This is a genomic window from Acidobacteriota bacterium (genome assembly GCA_040754075.1).
Taxonomy (GTDB): domain Bacteria; phylum Acidobacteriota; class Blastocatellia; order UBA7656; family UBA7656; genus JBFMDH01.
This window is the reverse complement of sequence record JBFMDH010000011.1, coordinates 134,805-157,042: the sequence shown is the minus strand read 5'-3', so window position 1 is coordinate 157,042 and position 22,238 is coordinate 134,805. Positions and strand designations below refer to the sequence as shown.

General features: G+C 54.3%; 13 protein-coding genes. All 13 read left to right on the top strand.

All coding sequences use genetic code 11. The features are described from left to right. Window position 1: 1 nt before the first annotated feature. The 13 genes from AB1757_14060 (at window position 2) to AB1757_14000 (ending at window position 22,217) form a co-directional block, all read left to right on the top strand. Window positions 2–538 (top strand): DinB family protein, encoded by a 537-nt coding sequence (locus tag AB1757_14060; GenBank protein MEW6128161.1) that lies wholly within the window; start codon window positions 2–4, stop codon window positions 536–538. A 184-nt stretch (window positions 539–722) separates the two neighbouring features. Continuing rightward, window positions 723–3,623, top strand: coding sequence for a protein kinase (locus AB1757_14055; protein MEW6128160.1), 2,901 nt, complete (start codon window positions 723–725; stop codon window positions 3,621–3,623). A 57-nt stretch (window positions 3,624–3,680) separates the two neighbouring features. Next, window positions 3,681–4,439 carry a cupin domain-containing protein gene (locus AB1757_14050; protein MEW6128159.1) on the top strand — a complete coding sequence of 253 codons (759 nt, stop codon included), beginning with the start codon at window positions 3,681–3,683 and terminating at the stop codon, window positions 4,437–4,439. Continuing rightward, a complete protein-coding gene (locus AB1757_14045) occupies window positions 4,440–4,667 on the top strand; it encodes a hypothetical protein (GenBank protein ID MEW6128158.1) in 228 nt (75 codons plus the stop codon). A 329-nt stretch (window positions 4,668–4,996) separates the two neighbouring features. After that, complete coding sequence (locus AB1757_14040; protein MEW6128157.1) at window positions 4,997–5,350, top strand: PadR family transcriptional regulator; 354 nt, start codon at window positions 4,997–4,999, stop codon at window positions 5,348–5,350. Further along, window positions 5,343–8,192, top strand: coding sequence for an ABC transporter permease (locus tag AB1757_14035; protein ID MEW6128156.1), 2,850 nt, complete (start codon window positions 5,343–5,345; stop codon window positions 8,190–8,192). The genes AB1757_14040 and AB1757_14035 overlap by 8 nt, the downstream gene beginning before the upstream one ends. Window positions 8,193–8,205: 13 nt before the next feature. Continuing rightward, window positions 8,206–10,896 carry an ABC transporter permease gene (locus AB1757_14030; protein ID MEW6128155.1) on the top strand — a complete coding sequence of 897 codons (2,691 nt, stop codon included), beginning with the start codon at window positions 8,206–8,208 and terminating at the stop codon, window positions 10,894–10,896. A gap of 208 nt (window positions 10,897–11,104) precedes the next feature. Then, on the top strand, window positions 11,105–12,394 hold the full coding sequence (locus tag AB1757_14025) for a PQQ-binding-like beta-propeller repeat protein (GenBank protein ID MEW6128154.1): 1,290 nt from the start codon (window positions 11,105–11,107) through the stop codon (window positions 12,392–12,394). A 180-nt stretch (window positions 12,395–12,574) separates the two neighbouring features. Continuing rightward, on the top strand, window positions 12,575–13,726 hold the full coding sequence (locus AB1757_14020; protein ID MEW6128153.1) for a VCBS repeat-containing protein: 1,152 nt from the start codon (window positions 12,575–12,577) through the stop codon (window positions 13,724–13,726). 11 nt (window positions 13,727–13,737) lie between these two features. Next, a complete protein-coding gene (locus AB1757_14015) occupies window positions 13,738–16,218 on the top strand; it encodes an ABC transporter permease (protein MEW6128152.1) in 2,481 nt (826 codons plus the stop codon). A gap of 288 nt (window positions 16,219–16,506) precedes the next feature. Further along, window positions 16,507–16,869 (top strand): PadR family transcriptional regulator, encoded by a 363-nt coding sequence (locus AB1757_14010; GenBank protein MEW6128151.1) that lies wholly within the window; start codon window positions 16,507–16,509, stop codon window positions 16,867–16,869. A gap of 4 nt (window positions 16,870–16,873) precedes the next feature. Further along, a complete protein-coding gene (locus tag AB1757_14005) occupies window positions 16,874–19,537 on the top strand; it encodes an ABC transporter permease (protein MEW6128150.1) in 2,664 nt (887 codons plus the stop codon). Window positions 19,538–19,556: 19 nt separating this feature from the next. Continuing rightward, window positions 19,557–22,217 (top strand): ABC transporter permease, encoded by a 2,661-nt coding sequence (locus AB1757_14000; GenBank protein ID MEW6128149.1) that lies wholly within the window; start codon window positions 19,557–19,559, stop codon window positions 22,215–22,217. Window positions 22,218–22,238 lie beyond the last annotated feature (21 nt).

The window sequence follows — 22,238 nt, the reverse complement described above, 5'->3', positions numbered from 1 at the left end:
CATGAACCGAACCGAACTGGAAATCAAATTAAACAATGACCGGGTGTGGTTGCTGGAAACGTTTACGACCATGTCTGATGAAGATTTAACCTGCGGCATCACCACCAGCCGTCACAACCCCGAATCGCGTTGGAGCGCCAAAGACCATCTGGCGCATCTCATCGGCATCGAAACGGTTTTCAACACTATCATTCGCCGCTACCTTGACGGCAACGCTAACCCCGTTGGTGTCATGGTGAATGAAGACGGCACACCGCGTTCCCGCGAAGCGATTATGGCAGATGTGCATGCGATGAATGAAAAGTGGGTTAGTGACCACCGCGATAAAAATCTTGATGAACTCATTGCGCTCGGTCAGAAAGTTCGCGGCGAAACCCTCGCACTCGTGTCGGGACTGACGAATGAACAACTCAGTGAAAAGATTCCCGGTGCGCCGTGGGGCGATGGTGCAATTGCCACGATTATCGGCATCAATGGCGACCATGCGCGTCAACATTATGGTTGGGTGAGGGAAGGACTGGCGGGACATAAAGCCTGAGTATATCGTTCTTTTTTGAACGGTTCTATTGGTGCCTTACATTCGCCAATGCATATAACTTTGCTGAATGGTGGCGCTTGAAGCGCACTCGCGAAATCGAATCAATATTACGCGCCCGGTAATCTGACATTTGAATTTCTTTTAAACCTCCCGGCCAGACGAATCGAATTTTGCCATCGAAATCATGACACTTTCGCAAGGGACACGGCTTGGACATTATGAAATCCTCTCGCCGATTGGCGTCGGCGGAATGGGCGAAGTTTACCTGGCGCGCGATACCCGACTTGAACGCAAGGTCGCGATTAAATTATTGACCGAACCCTTCAAGACCGATGAAAACCGTTTGCGGCGCTTTATGCAGGAGGCGCGCGCCGCGTCCGCCCTCAACCATCCGAACATCCTGACGATTTATGAAATCGGCGAAACCGATGGCGTCCATTTTATCGCGACCGAATACATCGAAGGCGAAACCTTGCGCGGGCGTTTGCAACAATCGTTGATGAGTGTGACGGAAACCCTGGAAGTGGTTTCACAAGCCGCCAATGCGCTCGCGGCAGCGCATCAATCGGGCATCATTCATCGCGATGTGAAGCCCGAAAATTTGATGCTGCGTCCCGATGGTTATGTCAAAGTTCTGGATTTTGGTTTAGCGAAACTCAGCGAAAGCGAAGCCATTGAACCGGCGAGCAATACCTTGACGGGTCCCGGAATCGTCATGGGAACGGCGCGTTATATGTCACCCGAACAAGCGCGCGGGCAAACCCTTGATGCGCGCACAGACATTTTCAGCCTCGGCATCACCCTTTACGAAATGCTCACCGGTCGGACGCCTTTTCGGGGCGAATCCGCCGCCGATGTCTTCGCTTCGATTTTGCATCAAGAGCCTGAGCCGTTCACCGTCGATTCGACTTACGCATCGCAAAAATTGCACTACATCATCAACAAAGCACTGGCGAAAGACCGCGAAGCGCGTTATCAAACCATGAAGGAGATGCTCGCAGACTTGAAGGATTTGCAAAACGAGTTAGCGACGCAATCGAAACAGGAACGCTTTGCCACGCTCGACCTCAGCAATAGCAAAAAAACGCAGGCGATGTTTGCCACGACGATGCAGGAAACCTTGACGCTTGATAATCAGACGACGCCTTTGGCGAGACCTTCAAGCGCCGAATACCTCATCACGCAGATTAAAATTCATAAACGCAGTCTGGCGATTGCCCTCGGTGTATTGGTTTTCTTTTCAACCGCCGCCTATTTTTATCTGAGTCGCAAACCGGCGCTTACCGAACAGGATGCGATTTTGCTCGCTGATTTCACGAATACCACGGGCGATGCGATATTCGATGGAACCCTCAAACAGGGACTCGCGGTGCAATTGCAACAATCGCCATTCTTCAATATTTTTCCTGAAGCGCGCGCTCGCCAAACCTTGTTGTTGATGAAACGCAGCGAAGATGAACGCATCACCCAAACCCTTGGGCGCGAAATTTGTGAACGACAGGGACTCAAGGCTTTGATTGCCGGAGCGATTGCGCCGCTCGGCACGCATTATGTGATTACCCTTGAAGCCATCAATGCGAAAAACGGCGAGGTGATTGCGCGCGAACAAAGTGAAGCCGAAAGCAAAGAAGGGGTCTTGAAAACCCTTTCGTCAGCCGCCAGTCGGTTGCGCGAAAAACTCGGCGAATCGCTTGCTTCATTGCAAAAGTTTGATGCGCCACTCGAAGTCACCACCGCTTCGCTTGATGCGCTCAAAGCCCTTTCGCTTGGCGAAGACCAGCAACTGAAAGGCAAATATCTCGACGCCGTCCCGTTTTTCAAACGCGCCGTTGAACTCGACCCCAACTTCGCCTATGCGTGGGGAAGACTCGGCGTGATGTATTACAACACCAATCAACCGAGACAGGCAGCGCAGGCGGTGACCAAAGCTTACGGATTGCAGGATAGAGTGAGCGCCCTGGAAAAACTGCGCATCAAATATTTTTATTATGCCTTGGTCACTGGCGAACTCGATAAAGGGATTGCCGAACTCGAACTTTATAAACAGACCTATCCGCGTGACTGGCGCGCGCCGGCGGCGCTCTCCGATAGTTATTTGCGAACCGGGCGCTTTGAAGAATCGGTTGCCGAAGGCTACGAAGCTTTGCGCCTCGACCCCAATGCAGCGGTGGCTTACTGGAACCTCTGCGCATCCTTGATGCACCTCAATCGCTTTGCGGAAGTTCTGGAAGTTTGCGACAAAGCTTTTCAACAAAAACTCGACACCACGAGCTACCATACCTTCCTTTATCAAATCGCTTTCATCAATAGCGACGCGGCGATGATGCAATCGCAACTTGATTGGGCAAGCGGCAAGGCTGATGAATATGTGGCGCTTGATTGGCAAACCGGCGCGGCGATATTTGCGGGCGAGTGGCAAACGGCGCAGGATTTTTCGCGCCGGGCAGTTGATCTGGCGACCCGCAGTAATGCCAGAGAAGTGGCGGCGCGTTACAGTGTTGAACAAGCCTTGCGGGCAGCGATGCTCGGCGATTGTGAAACTGCCAAACGCCTGGCAACGGAGGCGCTCGCGCTTGAACGCAATCAGGTGACGTTGGCGCGCGCTGCGCTGGCGCTCGCCTGGTGCGGCGAAGCGCGACAGGCGCAAACTTTTGCCGATGAACTCGCAAAAACCTACCCGCAAGATGTTTTTGTCAACGCCCTGAGATTGCCATTGATTCAGGCAGCCATCGAATTGAAAAGAGGAAATGCGGCGCAGGCGTTGCAGGCGTTGGAAGCGGCGCGGCGTTACGAATCGGTTGCGGAATTTCTGCCGCAAACCTTGCGCGGCGAAGCCTACTTGCAAATGAAGGCGGGCGCGGAAGCCACAGCAGAGTTTCAAAAAATTCTCAATCATCGCGGCGAAGCGCCGCTGTCAATGCTCTACACTCTGGCTTACCGGGGACTGGGGCGCGCTGCTGCATTAAGTGGTGATGTGCAAAAGAGCCGCGAAAACTATCAGGCGTTTTTCGCGATATGGAAAAATCGCGACAGCCAGTTGCCGGTTATCCTTGAAGCCAGAGGCGAACAGGAGCGATTACCATAAGCAGCTATAAATTTTGATAGGCGTTAAGGTAAAATTTGAAATCGGGAGAATCGTTAAATGACTGTTGAACTCGAAGGCGGTTGTCTGGTGACAACGATTGATGCAGGCGAAGCGATTACGCAAGGCAATGTAAAAATCCGCCATCAGGTCGGGCATCACACCGGCGCGCAGGCGATTTCGCTTCGCGTGCTGGAATTTGGCGAAGGTTTATCGAAAGGCATTCGCAACCCTGATTGTGATGCGGTGCAATACGTGCTTGCGGGGAGCGGCAAATTATTCGTTGCCGGTCAGGCTTACGATCTCGAACCCGATATGGGGATTTACATTAAACCCGAAGAGACGTTCGCGATTGAGAATCCCAACCGCGAAGCCCTAGTGTTAATCAGTTGCGAATGTCCCGAACCGCAAACCCCATCCGCTTTTGTTGAATGGAGGGCTGCGCCTCACTCGCAAACCGATAAGCCTCGGCGCTGTGTTCGACTGGCTGACCGCAAAGCGCAATCGACGGCAGACCGCTGGTATCGCGTGCTGATTGATACGGAAGTCGGAAGTCAACAGGTGACGCAGTTCGTCGGTTCGATTCCGCCCGGTCGCGCGCCCGATCATTTTCACACTTACGAAGAAGTGATTGTGATTTTGCGCGGCACGGGGCGCATGTGGGCAGGCAAAACTCATACGCCGATAGCCCAAGGGTCGTGCATTTTTCTACCGAAAAAACAGGTGCATTGTCTCGAAAATACCGGCGACGGCGAATTGCGTTTGCTTGGGATTTTTTATCCGGCGGGCAGTCCCGCGGTGCGTTACGATGCAAAGTAGATGAACAAACTCTACATCAAAAAAATCAAGCAGGGGTTGAATAAATTGCTGGTCGTGGTGTCAACCAATCTTTTGGCATTAGCCATCATCGGGGTGTTTGATGCGATTCTTTTTGCGGCTTACTGGTATTGGAATATTGATTTTGGCAAACTGCCTTATTTTGTCGGCGTCTTGTTTTTAATCGCCACCAACATCTGGGTAATCCGTCGCCTGCGCGCTCAGTCGTAATTGATTTTTTAATTCATCAAAAAATATTTGAACCCTCGCTGTGGGATTCTTATCCAAATTTTCATTTACAGCAGCGGTTTGCCGTTCTTACCGGAAATTTCAACTGCGCGCAAGCGCGCTAACGCCGGTTCTCGGATGAAGCCCAATCTTTCCCTTCAAAAAAAACGCTTCTCTTTGAGTGAATCGCCTAGAGCGGTTTGCGATTGAGTTTACTCAGCCGCTTCCTCAACTTGAGTAAATAGTTTTGCAAACGGCTATAAGATGAACCCTCTCACCCTGATTTTTCATCCGCAGCTTGACAGTGATATACATTTAAATAATATATAGCTATGCCATATATTAAATCGAAGATGCTCGACCGCGAATTGAAAAAGGGCAGCGCCGAATTGTTAATTCTTTCACTGGTTGAAGCGCGCGCCCGACACGGTTACGAAATCAGCAAATTGATTGAAGCGCGTTCCGATGGGGTGTTGTCTTTTAACGTGGCGTCGCTCTATCCGTTGCTCTATCGTCTGGAAAAGCGCGGCTGGATTGAAGGTCGTTGGGTAGAGCGTGCGGGACAGCGCCGCAGGCGTTATTACAAACTGACCAGGGAAGGCAGAAAAGTGCTTTCGGCGCAACGCAGCGCCTGGGAGTCTTTCGTCGCCGCCGTGAGTCGCATTACCGAGACCGAACATGCCTGATTGGAAAGCGGAAATCAAAAAACAACTCGCCGGCTTGAATCTCGCGCCAACCCGCGAAGCGGATATCATCGAAGAACTCGCGCAGCATTTTGAGTTGCTTTATGAAGAGTTACTCGACGATGGCGCAACCGAGAATGAAGCATCACAAACGTTATTGGCGGAGATCAAAGAAAGCCCGTTGCTGCAACAAAAGTTGAAGTGGCTGGAGCGCGAGACGCCGCCCGAACCGATTCTTTATGAAAACAGGAGAGGAAATATGATTGCAGATTTTTGGCAGGACTTGAAATATGCAGTGCGAATGATGCGCAAAGCTCCGAGTTTTACGGCGATTGCCATGCTGGTGTTAGCCTTGGGAATCGGCGTGAACACGGCGATGTTTACGGTCTTCAATGCGTTGGTACTCAAGCCACTGCCGTTAAAAGATGCGGGTAGTGTGGTAGAAGTTCGCGGCGTGGCGGAGCCAGGCAAACGGGCGCGACGGTTTTCTTATCGAGATTATCAGGATTATGCCGCGCATTCGCAGACCATGACCGGACTGACGCTGATGAGCGAGACGGGTGCGACGCTGGGGGTCGAACACTCGAAACCCGTCGAGGGCCAGTCGCAACGGGAAGAATTCGGTCAGGTTTCCTGCCAGTTGGTGGCTGCCAATTACTTTTCCCTGCTCGGCGCGGAGATGGCGCTGGGGCGCGGGTTTCTGCCTGAAGAAGAGGTCACGCCGGGCGCGCATCCGGTGGCTGTCCTGAGCCATTATTTCTGGGAGCGGGCATTTGCCAGCGACCCGCAGATCATCGGGAAGACTATCCGGCTTTCGGGCCAGCCGTTTGAGATCGTCGGGGTGACGAACAAGGAATTCATCGGCACGACGCCGAACCGCCCCGCCTGCTGGTTGCCTCTGATGATGCGCGAATCGCTCTACCAGACGGGGCTACCTCAGAGGCAAAGCTGGCATACGGATCGCCTGGTCGCCAGTTTCAATATGCTGGGACGCTTGAAACCGGGCGTAACGGCGGCGCAGGCGCAGGCAGAATTGAGTCAGATGACGGCGCAACTGGCGCGCGACTATCCCGGCGAAGATCAACTCGGTGAAAATCGCAATATCGCTGTAAAAGTCAACCGCGCTCCCGGCTTTGTGTCGTTGGATGATGGGGAAAACGGCGGAGAAGTATTTCTGATGCTGCCGCTGTCGGTGGCGCTGGTGTTGCTGATTGCCTGCGCCAATGTGACCAATCTGATGCTGGCGCGCGCCGCCCGGCGGCAAAAGGAAATCGCCACGCGGTTGGCGATGGGCGCGACGCGCGGGCGCATCATTCGCCAGTTGCTGACCGAAAGCCTGCTGATTGCGCTTGCCGGAGGGGCGCTCGGTTTATCGCTGGCATGGTGGGCGCTCAGCGCCTTGTATCCGTTGTTGCTGGCGCAGTTTCCGGTTTCAGCCACATTCCGGGCTTCGATGGCACTCAATCTGGAGCCTGATTATCGGGTCTTCGGTTTCATGTTGTTGATGGCGTTGCTTTCAGGTCTGGCGGCGGGACTGGCTCCGGCATTGCAAGCTTCGCGTCCCAGTCTGACATTGGCACTCAAAGGCGAAGGCTCGGTTTTTGGCGATCATCTGAGCCAGTCGCGGTTGCGAAACGGGCTGATCGTCATGCAACTGGCTTTCTCGCTGGTATTGCTGGTGAGCGCGGGGCTGCTGGCGCGGAATCTGCAAAAGTTGCAAACCATTGACACGGGTTTTGAAACAGCGCGGCTCTTAACCGTTGAGACTGACCTGGGGATTGCCAGAGCGCCGCAGACAGAAGAACTGCGCCAGCAGTTGGAAGCGCGGCTGCGCGCTCTGCCTGAAGTGGCATCGGTCAGCCGCAGTTCGCGCGCGCCTTTGTCCGGTTCCGCGCCGCAGATGACTGTCACGCTGCCGGGGCAAGCCGAGGGAGCCAATCTGCGTGATGTCAGCTTCGATACGGTCTCGCCAACTTATCTGGAGACGCTCGGCGTTCCCTTGCTGTATGGGCGGAACTTTACCCGGCAGGAAGCCGATTCCGGCGCGCGCGTGGTGGTCATCAGCGCGGCGGCGGCGCGCAAGTGCTGGCCGCAATTCAACGATCCGGGGCAGGCAATTGGGCAATCCATCGGCATCTGGTCAGGAGTAATTGTTGATGCCGTAGCGCAGCCGCAAGTAGAAGACATAGCGGATTTCGCAAAATATCCCATCTATCAGGTCATCGGCGTGACGCGCGACGTTGTCAGCGGTCTGGTTTTCCAGCGCGACAAGTCTTTCGTTTACCTGCCGTTCCGACCTGGCGGTCGGGGAGGCGAGCACCTGCTGGTTCGCACGCGGACGGATGCGGGCCGCGTGATGGCGGGCATGTATGCGCAGGTATCAGCGCTCAATCCAAACGCGACGCTATCGATGAAAACGACATCGGAATGGCTGGCATTGCAAACTGCGCCGTTTGGCATCGCGGCTAACCTCGCCCTTGCGCTAGGCGTAGCGGCGCTGCTGCTTGCCGCCATCGGATTGTATGGCGTGGTGTCGTTTGTCGTCACCCAGCGCACGCGCGAGATCGGCATCCGCGTAGCGTTGGGCGCAGAACCGCACAGCATTCTTGCCTTGTTTCTCAAACAGGGAATGCGCGTGATTGCCATTGGTATCCTGCTCGGCTTGTTGGGCGGCGCAGCCATCGCGCGTTTGCTCGCCACCATATTGGTTGATTTGAGTCCCTTTGACCCTCTGACCTTCGGCGGCGTCTCGCTGTGCCTGACTTCGGTAGCGTTGCTGGCAACCTGGTTGCCCGCGCGCCGCGCGACAAAGGTTGATCCGATGATTGCGCTTCGTCACGAATGATGAAAGGCAGACCATGCCTGAATGGAAAAATGAAATCAGAAACCGCCTGACGGACTTGCAGCTTGAGCCTGTGCGCGAAGCCGGGATTGTCGAAGAACTGGCGCAGCATCTCGATGACCGCTATCAGGAATTGCTCACAAACGGGGCAACGACTAAGCAGGCTTATCAAATGGCGCTTGCAGAGTTGAGTGACGGCGAATTGCTCAGAAAAGCTTTGCGCGGCATTGAGCAACCCATCAACGAAGAACCCAGCTTACTCGGAATGAATCGAAGGAACCATATGATTGCGGATTTGTGGCAAGACCTGCGCTTTGGCGCGCGAATGTTGATGAAACAACCGAGCTTTACCCTGATTGCGGTGATGACCTTGGCGCTTGGCATCGGCGCCAACACCGCGATTTTCAGTTTTACGGACGCCGTGTTGTTTCGTCCCTTGCCATTTGCCCACCCTGAACGCCTGGTGCTGATGAAAGGCGCGGCGGGAACCTTGGTGGATATGGGCTTTGAAAAAACCGAGATGTTCATGCAGTGGAATCATGCCGTGCAATCATTCGAGCAGGTCGCGGCGTATGATGCCGGTCGGGTAAATCTGGCAGATGAACAAACGCCGGAGCGCGTTCAAATGATGCGAGTCACGGGCGGCTTCTTTCCCATGCTCGGCGTTCCCCCGATGATTGGGCGCTGGTTCAGCGAGCAGGAACAGCGCAAAGGTCAACATCACGTCGTTATCCTCAGTCATCAACTGTGGCAGAGCCGTTATGGAGCGGCAACCGATATTCTGCAAAGGACTGTGCATATCAACGGGCATAGTTTGCAAGTCATCGGTGTGATGCCGCCCGATTTTCAGTTCGCGCATGACCTCGAACGCGCTCAACTATGGATGCCGCTGGTGCCTGGAGATTATGAGGTGTTAGCGAAGGATTCATTTTATTATGAAATCAGCGGGAAATTGAAAGCGGGTGTAACCCTGGCGGCGGCACAGGCGGAGTTGGAGGTGCTCAATCAACAACTGAATCTCGGCGAACAGCGCATCGGCAATTTTGTCAGCGATACGCGACTGACGCTCGCACCGCTCAGTCAGAAGTTTGCCGGAAAACTGCGCCAGCCGTTGTTGCTATTGCTGGGGGCAGTGGCGTTTGTTTGGTTGTTGGCTTGCGCTAATGTTGCCAACTTGTTACTGACGCGGGCGGTTGTGCGGCAAAAAGAGGTAGCGATTCGCGCCGCACTCGGAGCCGCGCGCTGGCGATTGGTTCGTCTGTGGATGACCGAAAGTTTATTGCTGGCAGTGGCAGGCGGCGCGCTGGGGTTGCTGGCATCAAGCTGGTTGTTGAGGGCATTGATGGCATTGAGTCCGCAAAACGCTTCGCCGATAAACCCCATCGGTATGAATGTGCGCGTGATGGCTTTTGGTATCGGCGTGATTTTGTTGACCGGTATGTTGTTTGGTTTCGTGCCCGCGCTGCAAAGTTCAAAGCCTGATTTGGCGCATATGTTGAAAGAAAGCGGGCAACGCAGTACTGCGGGCTTATCGCCGCGCTTACGACAGCTATTGATTGTGGGCGAAGTTGCAATTGCCTTGATGCTGTTGATTGGCGCAGGACTGATGATCAAAAGCTTTCGCGCGTTGTTACAAGTTCCACCCGGCTTCAATCCCGAACAGGTGTTGACATTTGAACTGTCGCCGACATTATTGCAATACGACACCAAAGAAAAACGCGCCGGACTGTATCAAACTATCGTTGAGCGGTTGAGCGCCCTTCCCGGTGTGACGAGTGCTGGGGCAATCAGTCATTTGCCGATTGCGCGCGGCGGCGGGATGGGCTTGCCACTCAAGGTCGAAGGGCGCGCGGATTCGGACGAAGTCCTCATCGGTCTTTATCAAACGGTGTCTGCCGATTATTTCAAGGCAGTGGAAATTCCATTGCTGGCAGGAAGATATTTTACAGAGCAAGATCGCCCGGGCGCAGGCAATGTGCTGATATTGAATCAGGCGCTGGCGCGTAAACTGTTCGCTGATGAAAATCCGGTTGGCAAACGTATTGTGCTGCCAATGGAAAAGCTTACCCCGTTTACGGTGATTGGAGTTGTGGGTAATGTCAAAACTACGGGGCTGGATCAAACCACTTTTGAAGAGTTTTACCTCCACATTCCGCAATATCCGCCCGGTTTCGTTAGCTTCGTTGTGAAAACCACGCTCCCGCCCACGAACCTCGTCGCCGCTATAACTAAAACCGTGCAGGATATAGACCGTAATCAACCGCTTTATCGTGTGAAAACCCTGGAACAACATCTCGCCGATTCCGTCGCTGAACGCCGTTTTCCGATGTTGATTCTGACAGGCTTTGCCGTAACCGCGTTGTTGCTCGCGGCACTAGGTTTGTACGGCGTGATGTCGTACATGGTCGCGCAACGTACACACGAAATCGGCATCCGCCAGGCGCTCGGCGCACAAACAACAGATGTACTCAGGTTGGTTATCGGGCAGGGAATCAGACTGACGATAATCGGCATTGGGTTTGGTTTGATAGCGGCTTATGGGCTGACAAGGTTGCTTGCAGGTTTGTTATTTGGTGTGAGTGCGACTGACCCACTCATTTTTGTTGGGATTGCTTTGTTGTTGCTGTTGACGGCGTGCGCAGCCTGCTGGGTTCCGGCGCGACGGGCGACGAAAGTTGACCCGTTGGAGGCTTTGCGCAATGAATGAACCGGCTCAAGTAATCAGAGTGATGTAAAAGCGAAACAACCCAGATTGACAACCCGCGAGCAGATAAGGCGTGCAGCCATTTGCGCCCATTAATATTTTGCACCTTGAACGTAAAGTTTTTCGTAAATGGCAACGCTACCCAAACTGAGCGTCCCAGCGACGGGCGGCAAGCTCAAAAAGCAATTCCCATAGTCAAAAGGAGACGACAGTGAAGTTACTAATTACCGTTGCTACGCTTTGTTTGTGCTTTTCAAGCTTATCCGTTAGCGGGACTGTTAACCTGCGCGCTTCGACTTCCGACTGGCCTCAATGGCGCGGTCCGAAACGGGACGGCATCTCACAAGAAACCGGTCTATTAAAACAATGGCCAACCGGCGGACCAAAACTCGTCTGGCAACTGAACGACGTCGGTGACGGCTATTCAACGCCATCAGTGGTCGGCAACCGCATCTACCTGCTGAGCAATCGCGGTTTTGACAATGAATTCGTGCAGGCGCTTTCCACCGAAGATGGAAAAACCATCTGGATGACGCGCCTAGGCAACGTCGGCAACGCCAATGATTTTCTTTACGCCAAGGCAAGGTCGACGCCGACCGTTGACGGAGATTTCATCTACGCGCTCGGCTCGGACGGCGACCTCGCCTGCCTCGAAACCAAAACCGGCAAAATTGTCTGGCAGAAGAGCCTGCGCAAAGAGTTTGGCGGCAAGCCGGGCGTCTGGGCGTATGCCGAGTCTCCGTTGGTTGATGGTGACCTTGTTGTGGTAACTCCGGGTGGTGAACAGGCAACCATGTTGGCGCTCAACAAAAAGACCGGCGCAGTTATCTGGAAATCGGCGATTCCGGGCAGCGACCCTGCCGCTTATGCGTCGGCAATTGTCGTGCAAGCGGGTGGCAGAAAACAATATGTGCAGTTTTTAAGTCAAGGCATCGTCGGGGTTGATGCAAAGACCGGTGACTTTCTATGGCGCTACAAGGATGCCGTCAAGGGAATGGCGCAGATGGTGACTCCGGTGGCGCGTGACGGTTATGTGTACGGCGGGGCGCATAGTGTCGGCGGCGGCACGGTTCGCTTAAAGGCTGAGCGTAGCGGCGTCGTCGCCGAACAGGTTTACTTCGCGCGCGGGCTTCCGAACAGTATCGGCGGGTCGGTACTGGTTGGCGATTATCTTTACGGCACTGCTGCCGAAGGCTTGGTCGCGGTCGAGTTCACTACCGGAAAGATAAAGTGGCAGGCTGAGAGTATCGGCAGGGGGTCACTAGCCTACGCCGATGCTCATTTATATGTTCATGGCGAGAATGGTGATGTGGCGTTGGTGGAGGCGACCCCGGAAGCGTATCGCGAAAAGGGCAGATTCACGCCGCCGGCTCAGCCAACCCGTAAACGCCTGGGTCCCTACCCTGAGAAAGCTTGGACCTATCCGGTGATTGCTGGTGGCAGGCTCTACATTCGCGATAACGGCACCTTGTGGGCTTACGACATCAAAGCCAGTCGCTAGGGACTTGGCAAATCTTCATTCGTCAAGCGCACAGGTGGAATCGCTGTGCGAAGGCTGAATAAGCCCGCAAAAACCGGCGAAATTTAACACGCAAGAAATTGGGGATGAAAATCCAGTGCAACTTCGTCTAATTGACACCTGATTCACATTTCAAGTGTCAATTAGAACGGAGGAATGGCAATGGATAAGAAGTGGTTTTTGACTCTGATAATTTTTATTGCTGCGAGTTGCACCGTGTTTGCTTTTGCACAGGCTCCGCAATTTGTGCCCGCGCCCGACTCGCCTGTAGCGGTCGGTGAAGGTTCAGGGTTGGTGTTGATTGCCGATGTCAACCGTGATGGCAAGCCTGATTTAATCACCCAACATTTGCTGCAACGAGTGGTGAGTGTACAACTCGGCGATGGCACAGGGCGATTCGTGCCCGCGCCCGCCAGCCCGATTAAACTTGCTTATTCGCCCGGTGGTATCAAATCCGGCGAGGTCAATGGCGACAGCATATTAGACCTCGTTATCGTCAGCGGCGAACGCAACGCCGTCGATATTTTGCTCGGCGACGGCGGCGGCAAATTCCATCAAGCTCCCGGCGCACCCTTTTCGGTTGGCGCAGCAACCGGGTTCAACACAGGGTTGCAGCTTGCCGACATCAATGAAGACGGGAAACTGGACATCATTGCCGTGAGCAATCAGCGAAACAGCTTTGGCACTCTGTTTGGCAACGGGCGTGGTGGGTTCACGCCGGGAGCGACAACGAGTTTTACCATTGGACAGGGGCGTTATGCCTTCGCATTTGGCGATGTGGATGGTGACAAGCACCTTGATGCCGTCATCGCCAATACCGGCAGCGGCGATGAATTTTCGCCTGAACCCGGCAAAGTGGTTGTGCTTGGCGGCGACGGCAAAGGCACATTCAACAAATTGAGCCAAACCACTGTGCCACTGGGAACCCGCTGGGTGGCGCTTGGTGATTTGAATGGCGATGGGCGAGATGACCTGACGCTCAATCACTCTGGCGGACAGTTGAGCACGTTATTGAATCAAGGCGGCGGTAAGTTTGCGGCAGGTTCGAGCTACGACCTCAATACCAATGCCTTTGCCGTGAATCTCGCAGATGTCAATCAGGATAAGCGCAATGATTTGATTGTGGCGACGGTCGATAGTGTTACTGTATTGCTCAACGGTAAAAACAGATTCGCGCCCGCGCCGGGTTCACCGTTTCGCGCCGGACCCGGAGCCTATCATCTGGCTGTCGGCGATGTAAACCGCGATGGCAAACCCGACATTGCCGCGTCGAGCTTTGAAGGGAAATTGCTAACTGTGTTGTTGGGACGCTGAGGAAACCGCCTATGGAAACCATCTGGCAAGACCTGCGCTTTGGCGCGCGAATGCTCGCAAAGCAACCCGTCTACACTTTGGTTGCGGTGTTCACGCTCAGTTTAGGAATTGGCGCAAACACGGCGATTTTCAGTGTCATCAACGGCGTATTGTTGAAACCGTTGCCATATGAATCGCCGGAACGTCTGGTGATGTTATGGGAACGCAAACTGCCAAGTGGAGCGAGTCGCGGTTTTGAGCAGGAGATGGTTTCGCCGCCGACACTCGCCGATTGGCAAACCGAGCAGCAAAGCTTCTCGCAACTGACCTACTGGACAGGCGACAGCGAATTCAATCTGGTCAATGCCGAGGGCAGCGAAAAAACCCGTTGCAGTTACGTCGCTTCATCGCTATTTGAAACGCTTGGCGTGCAACCCCTCAGAGGGCGCAGGTTGTTACCGGAAGAAGACCGCAAAGAAGGCAATCGCGCAGCGGTCATCGGTTACGATTTGTGGCAACAACGTTTTGGCGGCGATGAAAACGTAGTTGGTCAAACGCTCACGCTCGATACCTTTGGGCGGCGCGCCTATGAAATTGTTGGCGTGATGCCGCCGGGCTTTCAATTTCCCGGCAAAACCGAAATCTGGTTGCCCGCGGGGTGGAATGGCTTGTCGCCGGATAGACGCGCGGGACATTGGCTGACGGTGATGGGGCGATTAAAAGACGGGGTGACGCTGGCGCAGGCTGAGAGGGAAATGAATCTCATTCAAGCGCGCATTGAGCAACAATTTCCGCAACACAATGTCGGTTCGCAAGTCGTCATCGTGCCGCTGCTTGAACAAACCGTCGGGCGCAATCTGCAAAAAGCTTTGTGGCTGCTCTGGGGAGTGATTGCTACCGTGTTGTTGATTGCCTGCGCCAATGTCGCCAATCTGACGCTGGCGCGCGCCACCGCAAGACAAAAAGAAATCGCCATTCGTCTGGCGCTCGGCGCGAGTCGCGTTCAGGTGGCGCGCCATTTACTGAGCGAAAGCCTGCTGTTGTCATTTGCGGGAGCCGCCGCCGGATGGCTAATAGCTTGGTGGGGACTGGCGTTATTGATTGCTTCGAGCGCCGCACAGGTGCCACGCTTGCAAAACGCGCGGTTGGATGTCGGTGTCCTGGGCTTCACTTTCATGGTGTCTTTGCTCACCAGCCTGTTATGCGGACTGATTCCGGCATTGCAATCAACCCGACCCGATTTGCATCAGGCATTGAAGGAGGATAGCAAAGCGGTTTCGGCTGGCGTTTCACATCATCGCTTGCGTGGCGCTCTGGTGGTTGCGCAAATCGCTTTGTCGCTTGCGCTGCTCGTTGGCGCGGGATTGATGGTCAATAGCTTCGTGCGATTGGTGACCCTTAATCGCGGGTTTCAAACCGATAATTTGCTGGTCGCGAAACTCGATTTTTCGGTAACTGGTTTTACAACCTGGATTCAACCGACAACCACGCGCCCGCAGGTTACGCTGCTGGAGTTGATGCAACGAATGCAAGCGCGCCCCGGCGTCCAATCGGTCGCTGCGGTGAGCGCCTTGCCACGCAGCGCAACGCCGCCACGGCAGGGAATCATTCTCGAACAAGGGCAACCCGCTGAGACGCCGCGCGCAGATTTTTTTGGCATCACGCCCGATTACTTTCGCACACTAAGCGTTCCGCTTTTGCAAGGTCGTGGGTTTAGCGAAAGCGACAGGTTTGAAGCGCCGTCAGTAATCATCATCAACGAAAGTTTTGCCAGACGATTTTTCCCCAATGAAAACCCGCTCGGCAAACGCCTGGCGATGGAGGGACGCGCGCCCGGACAACCCGCCACGCCGCTTCCGCACAGCGCATCAGCGTGGAGTGAAATTGTCGGTGTGGTTGCAGACACGCGGCGCTTGGATGTCAGCGGCGGCACCCTGCCGGAAGTATATGTGCCGTACTGGCAATGGCCTATGCAAACGCCGGAATTGCTGGTGCGTACAGATGCCAATACAGCAAGCAGGATCAGCGCCGTTCGCGATGAAGTCAAAGCCTTGAACAAAAATTTACCCACGCCCGATTTGAAAACCATGAATGCCCTGCTCACGGAGGTTGTCGCCGAGCCGCGCTTGTACACAGCACTGCTCAGCTTATTTGCCGTGTTGGCGTTGTTGCTATCGGCGGTCGGCATCTACAGCGTGATTGCCTATCTGGTTGTGCAACGCACACGCGAAATCGGCATCCGCCAGGCGCTCGGCGCACAAGCGCGTGATGTGTTGAAACTGGTTGTTGGTCAGGGGATGAAATGGGTACTTATCGGCATTGTGATTGGTCTTGCCGGAGCTTTCGTTGTGACTCGCGCACTCTCAAGCCTGCTGTTTGGCATCGGCGCAACTGACCCCGCGACCTTTGCGAGCGTCACGGTTTTATTATTTGCCGTTGCCTTGCTGGCTTGCTGGATACCGGCGCGACGGGCGACCAAGGTTGACCCGATGAAGGCGCTACGTTGCGAATAAGATGGATGTTGATTTGAACTCGCCATCCCTCTGGTCAATGGAGTGCTCTTGCGCCCCATGCCTGCCTGTTTGATACCGGCAGAACGCGCTGCCAAAACCCTGCGCTTACGGCGCTCAAGTTTGAATAACGCCGATGCGACAGCGGTTGGTTAGCTTGGCTGTGCAGGGCTTTTCAAACTGCCGGGAACCTTTTCAACATTCCGCTTGATTCCGATTATGCCGTTTCAAACTCAAGATCATTTGAAAAATATTTTCACCCGCCCTTGACAACCCTATGTAGAAAACTATATGAATAGAAAGCTATATAAAGTCGAAAGGAACTTTATGGGAAAAGGTTATCTCTCGTATTCGGCAACCGCCATCCTGCAAGCGGTGGCAAATGGCTATCAATACGGATTTGACATTATGGATATGACGGGCTTGCCAAGCGGCACGGTTTACCCGGCGCTCAGGCGGCTTGAAGACTTGGGATTGGTGAAATCCAAGTGGGAAAAGCAGAGCATCGCGCAGGCCGACCAGCGTCCGCCGCGCAAGTATTATGAACTGACGCGCGGCGGTGAAGCGGCACTCGCGGAAGCCGTCAAGCGTTATCGATTACTCGAACAAACCCCAGCCTTAAAACCCAGCAAACCAACTTCTGAACGAGGGTAAAGCGATGTCATCCAGCAAGCGCTTTGTCAGGAGATTTGCAAACCCTGCGCGGGGACTCATCTACCTGATTGGCATCATCGTGCCGCAAGGTTTGCGCAGAGACTGGCGACAGGAATGGGAAGCCGAGTTGCAGCATCGCGAAATGATGCTTAGCGAGTGGGACAACTTGAATTGGCGCAATAAAGGCGAATTGCTCAAACGTTCACTGGGCGCTTTTCGTGATGCGTTGCTTCTGCAACCTCAGCGATTGGAGGACGAGATGTTTCAGGATGTGCGATTCGGTGTGCGAAGGCTTTTGAAAACTCCGGGCTTCACCTTGATTGCGGTGTTGACGCTCGCGCTTGGCATCGGTGCCACGACAGCGATTTTCAGCGTGGTCAATACGGTGCTACTCAGACCCTTACCGTTTAAAGAACCGGATAGACTGGTGATGGTTCGCGAAACCAAGTTTCCGCAATTTTCGGAATTTGCCGTCTCGCCTGCGAATTTCCTTGATTGGCAACAGCAAAACACCGTGTTTGAACAACTGGTCGGCGTTCGCCCCGTAACGGTGAATCTGACCGGCACGGGCGACCCTGAGCGGTTGAATGGCGCTACGCTTACAGATGGATTTGGTGCGCTGCTTGGTGTCACGCCTCAACTCGGTCGGGATTTTCTGTCCGAAGAAAATCAAGTGGGGCGCAACAACGTCGTGTTATTGAGTCATAACCTCTGGCAGCGACGCTTTGGTGGTGAGCCTGACATTATCAATCAGAAGATTATCCTTGATGGTCAACCTTACACAGTCGTTGGCGTGATGCCCGCAGGGTTTAAATTTCTGGAATGGCAAAGCGAACTTTGGATACCGCTCGCTTTCACGCCGCAACAGGCGCAAAATCGCGGCGGGCATAATATCAGTCTGGTGGTCGGACGACTCAAACCCGACATTACACACGAAATGGCGCGTGTGGAAATGAGCGCGCTGGCGAGCCGCTTGGAGATGCAATACCCGGAAGTCAACGCCGGTTGGAATGTGATACTCATGCCGCTGCTGGACGCAACGGTGAGAACCATCAAGCCCGCGTTGCTCCTGTTACTGGCAGCGGTTGCTTTTGTGCTGGTGATTGCCTGCGTCAACGTTGCCAATTTGTTACTCGCCAAAGCTGCTGTCCGGCAAAGAGAAATTGCCATTCGCACGGCACTCGGCGCCGGACGTTTTCGCATCATTCGACAGTTGTTGACCGAAAGCGTCCTGCTTGCCATAGTGGGTGGCACTGCCGGTTTGTTACTAGCCAACTGGGGACTACAGTTATTATTGCAACTTGCCCCACAAGACTTGCCGCGGGTCGCCAATGTTTCACTCGACGCTCGCGTACTCGCGTTCTCCGCAGTAATCACCTTGTTGACCGGCATCCTGTTCGGTCTGGTTCCCGCTCTGCACGCTTCAAAACCGAATCTACAGGAACCCATGAAAGATGCCAGTCGTGGTCTGACTGCTGGCGGCAATCGCCAGCGCATGCGCAGTTCGTTGGTAGTTGTTGAAATCGCCGCCGCGCTGGTCTTGCTGGTGGGCGCTGGATTGATGCTGAAAAGCTTCTGGCGCTTATTGCAGGTCGATCCGGGCTTTGCGCCTGAGCAGGCACTGACGATGACCGTGGCATTGCCGCAGAACAAGTATGGCGATGGAACTCGGCAGACGGCGTTCTTTCAACAGCTTCTGGACAACGTGAAAGCACTGCCGGGAGTCGAGTCGGTAGGCGCGGCTTCGCATATACCACTTGACGGCAATGATTCCGTGGTCAGTTATGAGGTCAAAGGGCAACCGCCCGCGCCGCCCGGCAGTTTTACCAGCGCCAACTACTTTATTATCGAAGGTGATTATTTTGGGGCGATGGGGATACCACTGCGCAAAGGACGAGTCTTTAGTGAGCACGACACCAAGGATGCGCCTTTGGTTGTCATGATTAATGAAACCTTTGCGCGAAAGAATTTTCCTGATGAAAACCCCATCGGCAAAAGCCTCAATTTCGATAGTGCAGATAATCCGGTTTACCGCGAAATCATCGGCGTGGTCGGTGATGTGAAGTATTACGGGCTTGATAGAGAAGCCACCCAACAACTCTATTTTCCCGCCTCGCAGGAACCCGAACGCAAGATGACACTGGTTGCGCGCACAGCGGGCGACCCCCTTGCACTGACCACAGCGATTCGCAATCAAGTCCATCATCTCGATAAAAACCAGCCGGTTTCCGACATCAAAACGCTTGCGCAGTTGGTTTCAACTTCTATCGTGTCGCAGCGTTTTTCAATATGGTTGCTCGGCATCTTCGCAACAGTGGCGTTGGTGCTGGCAGCGGTCGGCATTTACGGTGTGCTGAGTTATGTAGTCGCTCAACGAACCCATGAAATCGGTATACGCATGGCGCTCGGCGCGGGGCGACGCGAAGTGTTCCGCTTAGTTGTTGGACACGGAATGCAATTGACAATGATTGGCGTCGTAGCGGGACTCAGCGTCGCGTTTGTGCTAACGCGCTTGATGGCGACCTTATTGTTCAACGTCAGTGCCACCGATCCGCTGACTTATACGCTTATCGGGTTGTTGTTAGTAGTTGTGGCTTTGCTGGCTTGTTATATCCCTGCGCGCCGCGCCACCAGAGTTGACCCGCTAGTGGCGCTCAGGCACGAATGATGGATTTGCGGAGTAGTCAATGCAGCAGGACGAGGCGTCAAAATTGAAAGCTCATCTGTGGCTCATTCATTTGATTGGCATCATCGTGCCGCGAAGACTGCGCGCCGATTGGCGACAGGAATGGGAAGCCGAACTGCGTTTTCGCGAGATGTTGCTTAGCGAGTGGGATAACTTGAATTGGCAAACCAAACTCGATTTACTGCGGCGCAGTCTCGGCGCATTTTGGGATGCGCTGGTTTTACAGCCGCGCAGACTGGAGGATGAAATGTTTCAGGATTTGCGATTCGGTGTGCGAATGATGCTCAAGAATCCGGGGTTCACTTTTATAACCGTGCTGACGCTCAGTTTAGGCATCGGCGCCAATACCGCAATTTTCAGCCTCGTCAATCGCGTACTCATTCAACCGTTGCCTTATGCGCAACCCGACCAACTCGTCCGCGTGACTGAGGCTTATCCGAAAGGCGCAATTGTCGCTTTGCAAGAACACAGTCGAACGATGGCTATCGCCGCCTACACCACCGACTCCGAGTTCAACCTGACGGGGCAAGGCGAGGCGGCGCGTCTGGTCGGCAGCCGGGTTTCAGCCAATCTTTTTACTCTGCTTGGCGCTCAAGCGAGACTGGGGCGCACCTTTTCAGGCGGAGAAGACCTGCCGGAACGCGACAACATTGTCATCCTCAGCCATTGGTTGTGGCAGAATAAATTCGACGGCGCTGAAACCATCATTGGTCGCCCGATTATGATTGACGGCGTGGCGCGGCAAGTGGTTGGCATTATGCCGCCGGAATTTAGTTTTCCCTCGCCCAAGGTGCAGATGTGGTTGCCTGTGCGCTTCGATTCGCGCGATAGAGGCGAGTATTGGGAGTTTGGCTGGATGTCTTTGATTGGGCGCTTGCACCCGGGAGTAACGCCCGAACAGGCGCACAGTGAACTGCACACCTTGATTGCCGACATCATTCCCCGCTTTCCATACCTTGTCCCTCCCGATTGGAATGCAACATCAACGGTCATTTCGTTGCAGGAAGATTTAACCCGCGACCTGCGTGGCAAACTGCTTTTGCTGCTTGCCGCCGTGATTTGTGTTCTGCTGATTGCCTGTGCCAATGTCGCGAGCCTGTTGCTTGCCAGAGTTGCAACGCGGCAAAGAGAGATGGCGGTGCGGGCTGCGCTGGGGGCTGGGCGCGGACGCCTTGTGCGACAACTGTTGACGGAAAGTGTGCTGCTGGCGTTTATCGGAGGCGGTCTGGGGTTGGTTTTAGCGACAAGCAGTTTGTCAATCCTGAAATCGGTGTTGCCGTCGGACAATTTCTTATTGGCAGCCGCCGCGATTGACTGGCAGGTCTTTGCCTATGTTGCCGCGCTTGCCATTCTGACCGGATTGGTATTCGGAGTGGCACCGGCACTGAGCGCCGCGCGACTGGATTTATCAAGCGCGCTGAAAACGCGAGGCACACACCATACAGGGCTTGTCGGTGCCCGTTTGCGCAGCATCTTGATTGTTGGTGAAGTCACGCTTGCCGTGGCGCTGGTCATCGGTGCCGGATTGTTGATTAAAAGTTTATGGCGTTTATCTCAGGAAAATCCCGGATTTCGCCCTGAGCAAGTGGTCGCCATGCGTGTCTATCCTCCGCAGTCACCAATGCAGGAACGCGCGGCTTACCTCGCACTGTATGACGAACTCCTACGCCGCGCGCGCAATATCAATGGGGTGGACGAAGTAGCTGCTGCCAGTACCACACCGCTTTCGAGTGAACTGCCGTTTCTGCCGGTTGAGGTCGAAGGTCACATGCTCATTCCGGGACAGCGCACGGCACCGCTCTTCTGGGCAGGAGCCATTACGCCCGACTACTTCAAAACGCTTAACATTCCACTGCTATCGGGGAGGGCATTCGCTGAAGCCGATAGCGAAAAAGCTGAACCGGTGGTGATGGTGAGCGCCGCAACTGCCAAACAATACTGGCACGGCGAAAACCCTATCGGCAAACACATCCGCATTGTCTGGGAAGCCCAGCAGCGCACCATCATCGGCGTGGTGGGTGATGTGCGTCAATATGATATGGCAGGTAAATCGCCGGAATTTATCGAGGGAACTTTTTATATGCCTTATTCGCAATCGACCAATCTGAATCGGCAATTGCCTACAGCCCTGACGCTGATCCTGCGCACAACAACGACTGCTTCGCAAGTTGCCGGTGAGTTGCGAAACCTGGCGTTAAGCGTAAATCCCGATTTGCCGGTCAGTGATGTCTATTTGCTCGAATCGGCGGTTGCCGCGTCGGTCGCGCCATCACGTTCATTGATGTGGCTCTTTACCGGTTTCGGAGCACTGGCACTGCTGCTTGCAGCTATCGGCGCTTATGGGGTTGTTTCGTATGCCACCACCCAACGAACCTTTGAGATTGGTGTGCGCATGGCGTTTGGCGCAACGCCGCGTCGGGTTTTCGGTTTGGTGTTAAGCCAGAGTTTCAAACTGGTGCTTACGGGCTTGATACTGGGAATGCTGGCTTCGTTCATGTTGACTCGTTTGATGGAAGGGTTTCTTTATGGCGTCACGGTTGCCGACCCCTTAACGTTTATAGGTGTCGGTTTTCTGCTCCTGGCGGTCGCTTTACTGGCTGGCTATGTTCCGGCGCGCCGCGCCGCGCGCGTTGACCCATTAATTGCTTTGCAGCACGAGTGAAGCGGTTTGAGATTTTAGATT